Origin of the sequence: Pseudomonas sp. IT-P44, assembly GCF_949768225.1 — a bacterium.
GTDB lineage: Bacteria > Pseudomonadota > Gammaproteobacteria > Pseudomonadales > Pseudomonadaceae > Aquipseudomonas > Aquipseudomonas migulae.
Genome location: NZ_CATKQM010000015.1, coordinates 89,355 through 104,416, shown reverse-complemented (window position 1 = coordinate 104,416; position 15,062 = coordinate 89,355). Strand labels below are relative to the sequence as shown.

Below are 15,062 nucleotides of genomic sequence, written 5' to 3'. Positions count from 1 at the left end.
GGCCTTGAGCGCGACGCGGAACTCGGGATCGCTTCGCCGGCAAGCCGGCTCCTACAGGATTGGGGTTACTTCGGGTAGAGCGGTGGCAGGCCGCTGTCGCCGACCGGGTCTTGAACCCGCTCGGCAATCGGGATTGCCTTGATCGCGCGCCACAGTTCTTCACCTTGCCAATGCTGGCCGGTTTCGCTGTACAGCGCCCCGTTCAAACCATCCAGCGCGTCCGACAGCGGCACGAATCGCGCCGCCATGTCGGCCAGGGTTTCCGGTTGTTGCCGGGCCCAGGCGTCGAGGGCCTGGCGGGTGGCGTGGGAGTCGTTGGCCTGACAGGCGCGCTTGAGGTCGTCGAGCACGGTACGCGGGCTCGGGCCGGTCTGGGCCGCGCGCAGGATCGCCGGTTGCCAGCGGGCACGCCACCAGAGGCCGAAACCCAGCAGGGTGGTGCAGGCGAGAATGACGGTGCTGAGTTTCCACCACCAGAGCGCTTCATTGTCGGCAGGGGAAATGACCAGCGGCGTGCCGGCCGGGGTATCAACCATCAAGCCAGGATTGTTCACCACTTGCAGCGTCCGCGCCGGCAGGCTGCTGTGTTCCAGATGATCTTCAAAGGTGTTCCACCAGACCACATCCACAGCCGGCAACTCGACGTTCCCCCGCTGAACAGGCACCAGCGCCTCACGGTCTTCGCGGCTGCCGATCAGGCCACGCTCGCTATTCTGGTTGACCAGCACCGGCTGATCCGGATAACGCCGCAAGCCGTTGACATCGGTGGCCGGCAATGGCGGCAGTTGTGAACTGGCCAATCCTTCGGCTTCCAAAATCAGGCTGCGAGTCAGCGAGTCACCCACTTGCGTGTGATCCGGTTCCGGATTCCAGCTCTCGCTCAGGGTCAGGCTGCGGGCCGGCAGCCAAGGCACGTCAGCCGGGTAAGTGGCAGGTTTCGGCTTGACGGTCAGCGGAAGTTCGACCGAGCTGACACGCATCAATTTGCCGGATTTCGGCACCTGGGACTCGACGTCCTTGGCCGGCTGCGCGTCCACCAGCGTGGCGCTGAAAACCTGCGCCGGAATGGTCAACTGGCCGCTGTGTTGCGGGTAGATCGCGTAGCGCAATTCGATCACGCCATGGCGCAGGCCGTTGATGTCTTTTTCGTAAGTGCGCGACTCGCCCAACTGCTCGATGCGCGCATCGGGAATCTGCAGCGGAGTCAGGCTGCTGTCGTCATACAGCGACACGGAATGGTAGATGCGCAAGGTCAGGAGCGCCTGGGCCTGCACGTACACGCTGTTTTGATCGAGGCTGGCTTCGATGAATACCGGGGCCAGTTTTTGCGTGCTGTCCTGGGTTTCGCTCTCGACCACTTGCAAGGTGATCGGCTGGCTCTGCACATCGCCCAGTTGCAGCGACGGAATCACCACGCTGCCGTTCTGGCGAGGTAGCAGGGTGATGATCCAGCGGGTGGTGGCGCCGTTGCCGCCGTTAAGGGTCGTCAACTGGTTGACCTGGCGGGTGCCGCGCACTTCAAACAGCGGCTCCAGCGCCGTCAGGTCAGGCTTGCCGAACTGGGTGACATCGTTGGACTCCAGGGTCAGCTCGACCGTTTCGCCGGAGTTCAGGCGACTGCGGTCGACACTGGCGACCAGTTGCGCAGCCTGGGCCTGAACGGTCCAGATAAACAGTGCAAGCATGAAAGCGGTGAAGCGGGTCATCGGGTTTTTTCCTGATCCTGATGTTGCTGCTGTTCGTACCAGAATTTGCGCCTGAGCAATTCGCCCGGGTCGTCCGGGATCTTGCGCAGCCATTGTTCCAGCGCCTGGCGCTGTTCGCCATCGATGGTATCGCTGGCAGGGCGCAACGGCGGGGTGGTGCTTTGTTCGTCGCCCAACTCGCTGCCGGGCACCTCATTGGTGCCGGGGCGCGCCGGTGTCGTATCCGACTGTTCTGCATCGGGTGCCGTGGTCTGGGCATCGGACTTCGGTTCGCCACTGTTCGACTGTTGGGTGGCTGCGCCCGGCGGTGGTTCCTGCGGGGTCCCGGTCTCGTCGCCTTCGGTTTTGTCCGGTTCAACGGGCGCCGGTGTGTTTTTCTGCTTGATCAGGCTTTCCACCAAGGCCTTGTTGGTCTGCGCCGGACGCAGATCCGGTTGCCGCTCCAGTGCCTGATCGTAAGCATCCAGCGCTGCTTCCAACTCACCGCCTTTGGCCAGGGCGTTGCCACGATTGTAGTGGGCGTGGGCATCATTGCCTTCGGCGAACCGCTGGGCGGCGCCACTGTAGTCGCCGGCCTCGTAGAGCGCCACGCCTTGCCATTGCCGATCCTCGAAATGTTGCGCGGCCTCGGCCGGACGCTTCTTTTTCAACAGATGCAGGCCTTGCTGGTCAGGGCGCAACCACAAGTCTTCGAAGTCGAAGGCATGGCTCGGCTGCGGCAACAGGAACAGCAGCGGCAGGCAGAGCAACCAGCCGCGTCGCCCGGCGCAGGCCGCCAGCAATAACAGCGGCAACAACAGCCAATAGCCCTGATCGGCCCAGCTATCGAGACGCAGGGTCTGGCCGTCATTGCGCAAGTTGCGCGGGCCATCGAGCAAGCCGAGGGCGCGCAGGTCAGCATCGTCCAAGCGCGCGTGGCGATAGCGCCCATCGAGGCCGTTGACGAACGCTTTCAGGTTCGGCTCGTCGAGGTGCGGCACCAGAATCGCGCCCTGATCATCCTTGAGGAAACTGCCGTCCTCCTGAGTGATCGGCGCGCCTTCGGCGGTGCCGATGCCGAGCATCAAAAACCGGGTCGCCTTGCCGTCCAGCGCCTGCTGAATGCCTTCGCGTTCCAGTTCGGTCAGAGACGAGCCGATCAGCAGAATCCGGCCGTCACCCAGCGCGCCTTGACTCAGCAGCGCAAGGGCCTTGGTCACCGCGAGATCGGCGCGATGGCCGGTCTGGGGCATCAACGACGGTTTGAGCGCCTCCAGCAGATTGCGGCTGGTAGACAGGTCATCCGACAGCGGCACCAGCGTGTGTGCGCTGCCGGCGTAGACGACGATGGCGGTCTGGGCGTCGCTGCGGTTTTGCAGCAGGTCGAACAGCTTGCGCCGGGCCTGTTCCAGTCGGTTTGGCGTCACGTCGGTGGCGAGCATCTCCGGGGTCAGCTCAAGGATCACCACCAGCGGGTCGGCGGGTTTCTGGCTGGCTTGCTCGACGCGCTCCCAGCTCGGCCCCAACAGCGCCAGAATCGTCAGCAGCCACGCCACACCGAGGGCGACCCACGGCAATTTGCTGTCGCGACCGTTGCCGCCACTGAGCAGCGCAGAATGAAAGGCCGGCGGCAGAATCATCTGCCAGCGCCCGGCGCGCTTCTGTCGATGCCAGAGTTGCCAGAGCAACCAGCCGAGCAGCGGCAACAGCAGCAGCCACCAGGGGCGGAACCAGTAAGGCCACAGCGCACTCATCGGCGCCTCCGCAGGCGCAGGCGCTTGAGTCGCTGACGCCAGTCAGGCAGTTGCGTTTGCAAGAACAGATCCTTGGTAAACAGGCGTTGCAACGGGTTATCCGGCCAGCGTTCGCGCGCCACCAGCAACAGGCTCAACAGCAGCGCCATCGCCAACGGCCAGTGATACAACGCCTGCGCCGGGCGGGCCTGGGTCGGTTGCTGGGTCACGGGTTCCAGTTGATCGAGGGTTTCCTTGATCGTTTGCAGTTCCTTGCCGTCGCGAGCGCGGAAATACTGGCCGCCCGTGGCGGCGGCAATGGCCTTCAGCGCAGGCTCGTCGAGGTCCAGGCTCGGGTTGATGCCGAGGAATCCTGCGGTGCCGCTTTGCTCGGGATCGGCGCCGATGCCGATCGGGTAGATTTTCACGCCTTCCTTGGCCGCCAGCCGCGCGGCGGTCAGCGGGTCGATTTCGCCGCCGTTGTTGGCACCATCGGTGACCAGAATCAGCACACGGCTTTGCGCCGGACGCAGGCGCAGGCGTTTGAGCGCGAGACCGATGGCGTCGCCGATGGCGGTGTTCTTGCCGGCGATGCCGATGCGCGCTTCGTCGAGCCAGACCCGCACGGTGCGCCGGTCAAAAGTCAGCGGGGCCTGCAGGTACGCTCTGCTGCCGAACAGGATCAGGCCGACACGGTCGCCTTCGCGTCGCTCCAGAAAATCACCGAGCAAATGTTGCACCAGCGTAAGGCGGCTGACTTCCTCGTCCTGCCACTGCATGTCGGGGAAATCCATGGAGCCGGAAACGTCCACCGCCACCAGCAGGTCACGGCCACTGGCGGCAATCGGCAACGGTTCGCCGAGCCATTGCGGGCGCGCTGCGGCGATCAGCAAAAACAGCCACAACAGGATGAACGGCGCTTGTTGCCGCCAGGCTGGCAGGTTGGCCCGGGCACGGCGTCGGGCCAGGCCTTCGAGGTCACTGAGGAAACTGACTTTTAGCGCCGGTTCGCCGCTGTCGGCCACCGGCAGCACGATGCGCATCAACCACGGCAGCGGCAGCAGGGCGAAGATCCACGGCCAGGCGAACTCAAACATGTTTGCGAATCCACGTGTCGACGGCTTGGGTCAGGCCGGCGATGGCCTTGTCGTCGAGTTTGCATTCGGGTTTGTAGGCGCCTTCGACCAGTACCATCCAGCGAGTCAGCCCGGCGGCCGGGCAACGGTTGTCGAGAAACGCCAGCCATTTGCGCCCGTTGAGGGTGTGGCTCTGGCTGTAGGGGTAATGGTTGCGGCACAGGCGTTTGAGCAAGCCATTGAGTTGCTGCAGCCAGGCACCGGCCGGTGCGCCGTCGTAAGGTTTGGGCATCAGCGCCAGTTCGGCCAGTGCGGCGATGCGCACCGGGTCCAGCGGTTGTTCGGCGCGCACGATGGGGCGCTTGTTCGGCAGGAAACGCCGGGCCTTCCACAGGCTGAAGCCGATCAGCGGCAGTAACAACAGCAAAAACCACCAGCCCGGTGCCGGTGGCCAGAAGCCAATCGGCGGCGGGGAAATCAGCGGTTGCAGTTGATCGAGGCTGCTCATCGATATTTCCCCGGTTTTTGCGGGTTCAGGTACTCGCGCAGTTGTTCGACCATCTCGCTCTGGGTGCTCAGGGGCATCAACAACACCCGCAGTTTTTGCGCGAGCAGTTCCCAATGGGCGATGCGCGCTTCGGCCTGGGCGCGGTAGGTCTGGCGCAGGTCGAAATTCAGCGTGTCGAGTTCCAGTTGCGCGCCGCGTTCGGCAAAGCGCAAAAGGCCGGCAGCGGGCAGGGCATGGTCCAGTGGGTCGGACAGTGGCAGCAGCAACAGGTCGCAATGGCGCGACAGCAGGCTCAGTTGCTGCTCGGAGCCCTCAGTCAGTGCGCGCTCGTCGCAAATCACGATTACCAGGCTGCCGGGGCGCAGCACCTCCCGGGCACGACGCAAGGCCAGGTTGAGGGCATCGCGGTTCTGCTCGCTTTCGGTGTGCAATGATTGATTGACACGCACCAGCCGGTTGAGAAATTGCAGCAGGCTTTGTTTGCTGCGCCGGGGCTTGATTTCGTAGTGTTCGTTATCGCCGAACACCAGCCCGCCGACCCGATCGTTATGGCCGAGCGCGGCCCAGCCGATCAGGCTGGCGGCCTGGGCGGCGAGCACCGATTTGAACATCAGCCCCGAACCGAAAAACAGCCGTCGGCTCTGTTCGACCATGATGAAAATCGGCCGCTCGCGTTCTTCGTGGAACAGCTTGGTGTGCGGTTCCTGGGTTCGGGCGGTGACGCGCCAGTCGATGCTGCGCACGTCGTCGCCGGCCTGATAGACCCGCACCTGATCGAAGTCGACGCCACGGCCACGCAGTTTGGAGTGGTGCAGGCCGATCAGCGGGCTGCGCTGGCTCGGCGTGGAAAACAGCTGCACTTCACGCACGCGATGGCGCATCTCGATCAGCTCGGCGAGGCTGACGCGGATGCCCGGCTCGGGCGGCAGAATGACGTTCATCGGGGTCAAGCGACGGCTACGACGTCGAGAATCCGCTGGACCACCCGGTCCTGGTCGATGCCAGCGGCTTCGGCTTCAAAGGACAGAATGATGCGGTGACGCAAGACGTCGAACAGCACCGCTTGAATGTCTTCCGGGCTGACGAAGTCGCGACCGGCCAGCCAGGCGTGGGCGCGGGCACAGCGGTCGAGGGCAATCGAACCGCGCGGGCTGGCGCCGTAGGCAATCCACTCGGCCATCTCCGGGTCGAACTTGGCCGGTGTGCGCGTGGCCATGACCAGTTGCACCAGGTATTCCTCCACGGCGTCGGCCATGTACAGACCGAGGATTTCCTTGCGGGCGGCGAAAATGGCCTGCTGGCTGACCCGGCGCTCCGGTTTGGTTTCACCGTTCAAGGCTTCGCCACGGGCCTGTTGCAGGATGCGGCGTTCGACGGTGGCGTCCGGGAAGCCGATTTTCACGTGCATCAGGAAGCGGTCCAGCTGCGCTTCGGGCAGCGGGTAAGTGCCTTCCTGCTCGATCGGGTTTTGCGTGGCCATCACCAGGAACAGCGGCGACAGCTCGTAGGTGCTGCGCCCGACACTGACCTGACGCTCGCCCATGGCTTCAAGCAAAGCCGACTGAACCTTGGCCGGGGCACGGTTGATTTCGTCCGCCAATACCAGGTTGTGGAAGATCGGGCCTTGCTGGAACACGAAACTGCCGGTTTCCGGGCGATAGATTTCCGTGCCGGTGATGTCGGCAGGCAACAGGTCAGGGGTGAACTGGATGCGATGGAACTGGGCTTCGATGCCTTCGGCGAGTTCTTTGATGGCCTTGGTCTTGGCCAGGCCGGGAGCGCCCTCGACCAGCATGTGGCCGTCGGCAAGCAGGGCGATGAGCAAGCGCTCGATGAGTTTTTCCTGGCCGAGAATCTGCGTTGAAAGAAAGGTTCGCAGCGCGAGCAGCGCTTCACGATGTTCCATCGATGACTGTTCCTGGAAAGGGTGACCGAAGACGTTCGAATAACGCCAGGGCTGGGGGCGTTACTTTAATCTATCGCGGGGGGCGGCGACTAACGGCATTTTGTGCAAATGTGCGCAGGAGGCGGGTTATCGATGTTGTTTCGGGGAATGTGGCGATTTTACGGAAGCCTTCGCGGGCAAGCCTCGCTCCTACAGGATCAGGGTAGCCGCAATATTGCGCTCGGCCTAAACCTGTAGGAGCGAGGCTTGCCCGCGAATAGGCCCGCTCAAACACCATCAAAGCTCGCTGATATAAGTGCCGGTACCCTTGAGAATGTTCTGCAACGTTTCTTCCACTTCCGCCAAATCACCCGCATCGGTGCTGTGCGTAATCTCCAGCACATCATCCCCATTCAACGCATCCGCATCCGCCGCAGCGATTTCGATCAGCAAGCGAGTAGGGCTCAGCGTCACTTTCACGCCGTCCAGCGTCGAAGGTTCGCCATCAAGGGTGATCTCCAGCTCGTCCTCGTCCGGGTAGCGGCTCATCAGGAACATTTCACCCTGATCGTTGTGGCAGGCGAGCATGGCCATGTTGTCTTCTTCCTCGTCACACGGGTTGACGATCAACAGGGCGGTGGTCATTTTCATGGGTATTTCCTGGCTCGGCGAGCGTTGTGAACACAACAAAAGGCAATTCTGCCAGCCCTCGGGAATTTCTGCTCGGCTGACTGTCAGAGAATGTGACGTGAACATTCAGGGCGCTGTTGGTCATTTCTGGCACGAAGGTGCTGTAAATCCGGGCATAAAACGCCCAATTTCCTACACGGCTGCTAGTGTTGTCCGATACGCAGGGCGTTGGCTGCGTGCCGATGACCGAATATGTCGCAGCGCTGCAAGCACGGGCCTTGCCGCACTGGTTAAGCTGCGCAACGGATGAGCACCTGTAAAGACATTGCGCTGTCGATCTGCCAGTCGTTTTTGCAGATGCCCATTCATGGAAGGTGAATGTGACCTGAGTGTCTCGTCCAGCTTCACCCACCTGTCACCCTGTTTCCTCTGCCCGAGAATCAGGAACCGGGTGACGGATCGCCCCGAAAGGGGTTTTGCACGCGACGCTTCCATCAATAACAAGCCCAAGCGGAGTACCACAGATGGCGTTCTTCACCGCAGCCAGCAAAGCCGACTTCCAGCACCAACTGCAAGCGGCACTGGCGCAGCACATCAGTGAACAGGCACTGCCACAAGTGGCGCTGTTCGCTGAACAATTCTTCGGCATCATTTCCCTTGACGAGCTGACCCAGCGTCGGCTGTCCGACCTCGCCGGCTGCACCCTTTCTGCGTGGCGCCTGCTTGAGCGCTTCGATCACGCGCAACCGCAGGTTCGCGTCTTCAACCCTGATTACGAACGCCACGGCTGGCAGTCGACCCACACCGCGGTCGAAGTGCTGCACCACGACCTGCCTTTCCTGGTGGACTCGGTGCGTACCGAGCTGAACCGTCGCGGCTACAGCATTCATACCCTGCAAACCACTGTGCTGAGCGTGCGTCGCGGCAGCAAAGGCGAGTTGCTGGAAATCCTTCCTAAAGGCACCCAGGGCGAAGGGATCCTGCAAGAATCCCTGATGTACCTGGAAATCGACCGTTGCGCGAACACCGCAGAACTGAATGTCCTGAGCAAAGAGCTGGAACAGGTTCTCGGTGAAGTCCGCGTCGCGGTTGCCGATTTCGAGCCGATGAAAGCCAAGGTCCAGGAAATCCTGACCGGCCTCGACAACAGCAAATTTGCGGTCGACGGCGAAGAAAAAGCTGAAATCAAAAGCTTCCTGGAATGGCTGGTGGGCAACCACTTCACCTTCCTCGGCTACGAAGAGTTCGTGGTTCAGGATGAAGCCGATGGCGGCCACATCGTTTACGACCAGAATTCCTTCCTCGGCCTGACCAAACTGCTGCGCACCGGCCTGACCTACGATGACCTGCGCATCGAAGACTACGCCGTGAACTACCTGCGCGAACCGACCCTGCTGTCGTTCGCCAAGGCTGCGCACCCAAGCCGTGTACACCGTCCGGCTTACCCGGACTACGTGTCGATCCGCGAGATCGACGCCGACGGCAAGGTCATCAAGGAATGCCGTTTCATGGGCCTGTACACCTCGTCGGTGTATGGCGAGAGCGTGCGGGTCATTCCGTACATCCGCCGCAAGGTCGAAGAGATCGAACGCCGCTCCGGCTTCCAGGCCAAGGCTCACCTGGGCAAGGAACTGGCGCAGGTGGTCGAAGTGCTGCCGCGTGATGACCTGTTCCAGACCCCGGTCGACGAGTTGTTCAGCACCGTGATGTCGATCGTGCAGATCCAGGAACGCAACAAGATTCGCGTGTTCCTGCGCAAAGACCCGTACGGCCGTTTCTGCTACTGCCTGGCCTACGTGCCGCGTGACATCTACTCCACCGAAGTGCGCCAGAAGATCCAGCAAGTGCTGATGGATCGCCTGAAAGCCTCGGACTGCGAGTTCTGGACCTTCTTCTCCGAGTCCGTACTGGCCCGCGTGCAACTGATTCTGCGCGTCGATCCGAAGAACCGTCTGGACATCGACCCGCTGCAACTGGAAAACGAAGTGATCCAGGCCTGCCGCAGCTGGCAGGACGACTACGCCAGCCTGGTGGTGGAAAGCTTCGGCGAAGCCCACGGCACCAACGTGCTGGCGGACTTCCCGAAAGGCTTCCCGGCCGGTTACCGCGAGCGTTTCGCTGCGCATTCGGCTGTGGTCGACATGCAGCACCTGCTGAGCCTGAACGAAAAAAATCCACTGGTGATGAGCTTCTATCAGCCACTGGGTCAGGTCTCCGGCCAGCGCGAGCTGCACTGCAAGCTGTATCACGCCGATACCCCGCTGGCCCTGTCCGACGTGTTGCCGATTCTGGAAAACCTCGGCCTGCGTGTGCTGGGTGAGTTCCCGTATCGCCTGCGTCACAACAATGGCCGCGAGTTCTGGATTCACGATTTCGCGTTCACCGCCGCCGAAGGCCTGGAACTCGACATCCAGCAACTCAACGACACCTTGCAGGACGCCTTCGTCCACATCGTGCGTGGCGATGCCGAGAACGATGCATTCAACCGTCTGGTACTGACCGCCGGCCTGCCATGGCGCGATGTTGCGCTGCTGCGGGCCTACGCACGCTACATGAAGCAGATTCGCCTGGGCTTCGACCTCGGCTACATCGCCAGCACCCTGAACAACCACACCGACATCGCTCGCGAGTTGACCCGGTTGTTCAAGACCCGTTTCTACCTGGCGCGCAAGCTGGCCACCGATGATCTGGAAGACAAGCAGCAACGTCTGGAACACGCGATTCTGGCAGCACTGGACGACGTCCAGGTGTTGAACGAAGACCGCATCCTGCGTCGCTACCTCGACCTGATCAAAGCGACCCTGCGGACCAACTTCTACCAGACCGATGCACACGGTCAGAACAAGTCCTACTTCAGCTTCAAGTTCAACCCGCACCAGATCCCAGAGCTGCCGAAGCCGGTTCCGAAGTTCGAAATCTTCGTCTACTCGCCTCGCGTCGAAGGCGTGCACCTGCGCTTCGGCAACGTGGCTCGCGGCGGTCTGCGCTGGTCTGACCGTGAAGAAGACTTCCGTACCGAAGTCCTGGGCCTGGTAAAAGCCCAGCAAGTGAAGAACTCGGTCATCGTGCCAGTCGGCGCGAAGGGCGGCTTCCTGCCGCGTCGCCTGCCTCTGGGCGGCAGCCGTGACGAGATCGCGGCCGAGGGCATCGCGTGCTACCGCATCTTCATTTCGGGCCTGTTGGACATCACCGACAACCTGAAAGACGGCGCACTGGTACCGCCGGCCAACGTCGTGCGTCATGACGACGATGACCCGTACCTGGTGGTCGCTGCGGACAAGGGCACTGCAACCTTCTCCGACATCGCCAACGGCATTGCCATCGACTACGGTTTCTGGCTGGGTGACGCGTTCGCGTCCGGCGGTTCTGCCGGTTACGACCACAAGAAAATGGGCATCACCGCCAAAGGCGCGTGGGTTGGCGTACAACGTCACTTCCGCGAACGCGGCATCAATGTCCAGGAAGACAGCATCACCGTGGTTGGCGTCGGCGACATGGCCGGTGACGTGTTCGGTAACGGTTTGTTGATGTCCGACAAGCTGCAACTGGTCGCTGCGTTCAACCACCTGCACATCTTCATCGACCCGAACCCTGAGCCTGCGAACAGCTTCGCCGAGCGTCAGCGCCTGTTCGATCTGCCACGTTCGGCATGGTCGGATTACGACACCAGCATCATGTCGGAAGGCGGCGGGATCTTCTCGCGTAGCGCGAAAAGCATCGCGATTTCCCCGCAGATGAAAGAGCGCTTCGACATTCAGGCCGACAAGCTGACCCCGACCGAACTGCTGAATGCCTTGCTCAAGGCACCGGTAGACCTGTTGTGGAACGGCGGTATCGGTACTTACGTCAAAGCCAGCAGCGAAAGCCACGCCGATGTCGGCGACAAGGCCAACGATGCACTGCGTGTGAACGGCAACGAACTGCGCTGCAAAGTCGTGGGCGAGGGCGGTAACCTCGGTATGACCCAATTGGGTCGTGTCGAATTCGGCCTCAATGGCGGCGGTTCCAACACCGACTTCATCGACAACGCCGGTGGCGTGGATTGCTCCGACCACGAAGTGAACATCAAGATCCTGCTGAACGAAGTGGTTCACGCCGGTGACATGACCGACAAGCAACGTAACCAGTTGCTGGCGAGCATGACCGACGAAGTCGGCAGCCTGGTGCTGGGCAACAACTACAAGCAGACTCAAGCGCTGTCCCTGGCGGCCCGCCGTGCCTTCGTGCGGATTGCCGAATACAAGCGCCTGATGAACGATCTGGAAGGCCGTGGCAAGCTGGATCGCGCCATCGAGTTCCTGCCGTCGGAAGACGCGATCAACGAACGCCTCGCGGAAGGCCACGGCCTGACCCGTGCCGAGCTGTCGGTGCTGATCTCCTACAGCAAGATCGACCTCAAGGCGCAGTTGCTGGACTCCCGTGTACCGGACGACGACTACCTGACCCGCGACATGGAAACCGCTTTCCCGCCAACACTGGTGAGCAAGTTCTCCGAGGCCATGCGTCGTCACCGTCTGAAGCGCGAGATCGTCAGCACCCAGATCGCCAACGATCTGGTGAACCACATGGGCATCACCTTCGTTCAGCGACTCAAAGAGTCGACCGGCATGAGCCCGGCGAACGTGGCCGGTGCGTACGTGATCGTGCGTGACATCTTCCATCTCCCGCACTGGTTCCGTCAGATCGAAGCCCTGGATTACCAGGTTTCCGCTGACGTGCAACTGGAGCTGATGGACGAGCTGATGCGTCTGGGCCGTCGCGCTACGCGCTGGTTCCTGCGTGCCCGCCGCAACGAGCAGAACGCTGCCCGTGACGTTGCGCACTTCGGTCCGCACCTGAAGGAGCTGGGTCTCAAGCTCGACGAACTGCTGAGCGGCGAGATCCACGAAAACTGGCAGTCCCGTTATCAGGCGTACGTCGAAGCCGGTGTGCCGGAGTTGCTGGCGCGGATGGTGGCTGGTACTTCGCACCTGTACACGCTGCTGCCGATCATCGAGGCCTCCGACGTGACCGGCCAGAACCCTGCGGACGTGGCGAAAGCTTACTTCGCCGTGGGCAGTGCGCTGGACGTCACCTGGTATCTGCAACAGATCAGCGCTCTGCCGGTTGAAAACAACTGGCAGGCCCTGGCCCGTGAAGCGTTCCGCGATGACGTCGACTGGCAGCAACGTGCGATCACCATCTCTGTCCTGCAACAGGGCGGCGGCACTCAGGATGTGGAAACACGCCTGGCGCTGTGGATGGAAGAGAACGAAGGCATGATCGAACGCTGGCGCGCCATGCTGGTGGAAATCCGTGCAGCGAGCGGTACTGACTACGCGATGTATGCGGTAGCCAACCGTGAGTTGCTGGACCTGGCGTTGAGCGGCCAAGCGGTGATGCCTGCCGCTGCTGTCACTGCCAGTGCCGAGCTGGAACCGGCGGCCTGATCAGTCGCTGAATGAAAAAGCCCCGCATTGAGAGATGCGGGGCTTTTTTTTGTCTGAATGTTTTGTGGTGTTTAGGCGGGCCCCTTCGCGGGCAAGCCTCGCTCCTACAAGATTTATGTCGTTTGTAAGGTCTGTGTTCGACACAAAACCTGTAGGAGCGAGGCTTGCCCGCGAAGGGGGCGTTGGTATCAATACAACTTCTGAACTGATGTGTTATCAATCATCGACACTTTATCTGTCGGTCTGGTCAATAAATTACTGAGCGACTGGTCAAACTTCTGCAATGCCCGAACTTGCACATTCTGCTGTTCATTAATATCCGCCACGATCTCTTCGCTGCGTTTATAGTCCGCCCACACCGGGCTCAATGCTTTGGCGTCATGCCCTTGTGCAGTCCCGATGTAATTGAAGTTGGTATCATAAAAATCCGCACTTACATCGGCCTTGATATCCGAACTGCGCGAGGTGATCAATTGGCTGCGGGTGTCGACTATCGCGACCACGTCCGGTTTCGCCGCCCTGAGGCTTTGCATGTCCGGGTACACCGTGACCGAGCCGAACTGGCGTTGCAGCGAGGCCTTGACCCAATCCACCGCCAGATCGGGTTTGGAGGTGGCGACGTAGGCGTCATGAATCGGTTGCACCAGCAGGCTCTGGCCGAAACCGGTGCCGGCATTGGCCTGATAGTCCTGCAGGTAGGCACGGTTAGTCTGGGTGTTGCGGCTGTAGACGATGCCCAGCGAGACCTGTCCGCCGCTGGCGACATGGGTGGCGTTGCTGCGGCCGACGGGTGCGCTGAAGATACCGTCGAGTGAAGAAACTGCCGTCGGTGCAGTGGGAATTGAGCAGCCGGTTAAAACAGCGGCAAACGACAAGGTGCTGACAAGTGCAAGTTTCATGGGTGTCTCTCCAGTGAAACAACTTGAGTCGGAAGTTAAAGTTGCCGGTGTCGGCAGTGACTTCAGACTAAACCTGTGGCGGCTGAATGAAATAGCCAATTCATGAACTTGTCAGGTGGCCAATAGTATTGTTTGGTTTAAAAGTTGCCGGTTAATTGCGTCGGGCAATAAAAAGGCCCGAACTTTCGATTCGGGCCTGTTTATTTATGGCTGTACGTTCAGCTATCAGTTTTCCAATGGGATCAGCACTTTCTCGTCGGGGGACAACACCATGAACACCAGGAGTTTGGCCGGCTTGGTTGCGCTGGCATTTTTCGAGACCAGATGCTCCGAACCGGCGGCTTCATACCAGTACTCGCCAGCCTTGTAGGTTTTCGGTTGCTCGCCTTTCACCTGGGAAGTGATCGAGCCCGAAATCACATACGCCATTGCGGTGCCTTCGTGCTTGTGGGCGATGGAGGACTGGCCCGGCTTGTAGTCGACTTCGATCATCAGCGCCTTTTTGCCCGGGACGTTCTTCAGTACTTCATCTTGCAGAATCGTGACTTTTTCCGAAGGGTCGTGGGCGAATGCCGAGGCAGAAACGCTCAGGACGAGGACGGCAAGCGGGGTGGCCAATAAACGCAAAACTTTCATGATTCATCACCTGCGGGGGGTTAGTTGTCGCAAACAACGTTAGTCCGCCAGTGACCGCAATCAAACAGCCAATTCAGCAGAAGGTCAGGGGACCAATCCGGATTTACGCAAGGCAATGCAAAACCTGTAGGAGCCGGCTTGCTGGCGATAGCATCACCGCGGTGCATCAGGTACACCGCGGTGATGCTATCGCCAGCAAGCCGGCTCCTACAGGGGGGTGTTTAACGGATCGGGAAGCTGTTGAAGTCCACGGCGTTCGCCAATTGGCAATCGATCAGGTCGATGAAACCTTGCGCCTGTGGGGTGTTGAAATGCGATTGCATGGCCGCTTCCGATTGCCAGCGGGCGCTGACGTTCCAGCGGTTGCTGTCCTCGGGGCAGCGGTCGACCATATAGGATTCGCAGCCCGGTTGTTCACGCAGGGTTTCGACAATCTTTTGCAGTTGCTTACCCAGTTCGTCCGAGCGGCCGGCTGCGGCCTGCACCTTTACGGTGTTGATCACTTCGTTGGACATTGCTCACACTCCTGAATCAGGCCGGACGAATCCTGCTCATTGAGGGATAACGCTTACGAGGATAGG

11 protein-coding genes are annotated in these 15,062 nt (G+C 61.0%); 1 reads left to right on the top strand and 10 read right to left on the bottom strand.

Annotated features, from left to right (window positions below; translation table 11 throughout):
* Positions 1 to 65: 65 nt before the first annotated feature.
* The 7 genes from ACM6IO_RS09920 to ACM6IO_RS09890 all read right to left on the bottom strand — a co-directional run bounded on the left by ACM6IO_RS09920 (position 66) and on the right by ACM6IO_RS09890 (position 7,538).
* Positions 66 to 1,706, bottom strand: a complete 1,641-nt coding sequence (locus tag ACM6IO_RS09920; protein WP_414911377.1) for a BatD family protein — start codon at positions 1,704 to 1,706, stop codon at positions 66 to 68.
* Positions 1,703 to 3,439 carry a VWA domain-containing protein gene (locus ACM6IO_RS09915; protein ID WP_414911376.1) on the bottom strand — a complete coding sequence of 579 codons (1,737 nt, stop codon included), beginning with the start codon at positions 3,437 to 3,439 and terminating at the stop codon, positions 1,703 to 1,705. Before ACM6IO_RS09915 ends, ACM6IO_RS09920 begins: the two co-directional genes overlap by 4 nt.
* A complete protein-coding gene (locus tag ACM6IO_RS09910) occupies positions 3,436 to 4,515 on the bottom strand; it encodes a vWA domain-containing protein (protein WP_192496301.1) in 1,080 nt (359 codons plus the stop codon). The genes ACM6IO_RS09915 and ACM6IO_RS09910 overlap by 4 nt, the downstream gene beginning before the upstream one ends.
* Positions 4,508 to 5,002, bottom strand: coding sequence for a DUF4381 domain-containing protein (locus ACM6IO_RS09905; protein WP_414911375.1), 495 nt, complete (start codon positions 5,000 to 5,002; stop codon positions 4,508 to 4,510). The genes ACM6IO_RS09910 and ACM6IO_RS09905 overlap by 8 nt, the downstream gene beginning before the upstream one ends.
* Entirely contained in the window at positions 4,999 to 5,943 is a 945-nt protein-coding gene (locus tag ACM6IO_RS09900) for a DUF58 domain-containing protein (protein WP_008042897.1), read from the bottom strand. The genes ACM6IO_RS09905 and ACM6IO_RS09900 overlap by 4 nt, the downstream gene beginning before the upstream one ends.
* A 5-nt stretch (positions 5,944 to 5,948) precedes the next feature.
* Positions 5,949 to 6,908, bottom strand: coding sequence for an AAA family ATPase (locus ACM6IO_RS09895; protein ID WP_008030123.1), 960 nt, complete (start codon positions 6,906 to 6,908; stop codon positions 5,949 to 5,951).
* A gap of 276 nt (positions 6,909 to 7,184) precedes the next feature.
* Entirely contained in the window at positions 7,185 to 7,538 is a 354-nt protein-coding gene (locus tag ACM6IO_RS09890; protein ID WP_414911374.1) for a hypothetical protein, read from the bottom strand.
* A 503-nt stretch (positions 7,539 to 8,041) separates the two neighbouring features.
* On the opposite strand from ACM6IO_RS09890, the gene ACM6IO_RS09885 reads away from it, so the two are divergent.
* Positions 8,042 to 12,946: an NAD-glutamate dehydrogenase gene (locus ACM6IO_RS09885; RefSeq protein WP_192496303.1), complete on the top strand. Its 4,905-nt coding sequence runs from the start codon at positions 8,042 to 8,044 to the stop codon at positions 12,944 to 12,946.
* Between the two features lie 188 nt (positions 12,947 to 13,134).
* Here ACM6IO_RS09885 and ACM6IO_RS09880 read toward each other — a convergent pair whose 3' ends face one another.
* The 3 genes from ACM6IO_RS09880 to ACM6IO_RS09870 all read right to left on the bottom strand — a co-directional run bounded on the left by ACM6IO_RS09880 (position 13,135) and on the right by ACM6IO_RS09870 (position 14,996).
* Positions 13,135 to 13,845 (bottom strand): ATPase, encoded by a 711-nt coding sequence (locus tag ACM6IO_RS09880; RefSeq protein ID WP_414911373.1) that lies wholly within the window; start codon positions 13,843 to 13,845, stop codon positions 13,135 to 13,137.
* Positions 13,846 to 14,070: 225 nt separating this feature from the next.
* Positions 14,071 to 14,481: a cupin domain-containing protein gene (locus ACM6IO_RS09875; protein WP_414911372.1), complete on the bottom strand. Its 411-nt coding sequence runs from the start codon at positions 14,479 to 14,481 to the stop codon at positions 14,071 to 14,073.
* A 221-nt stretch (positions 14,482 to 14,702) separates the two neighbouring features.
* On the bottom strand, positions 14,703 to 14,996 hold the full coding sequence (locus ACM6IO_RS09870) for a putative quinol monooxygenase (protein WP_008042903.1): 294 nt from the start codon (positions 14,994 to 14,996) through the stop codon (positions 14,703 to 14,705).
* Positions 14,997 to 15,062: the final 66 nt, after the last annotated feature.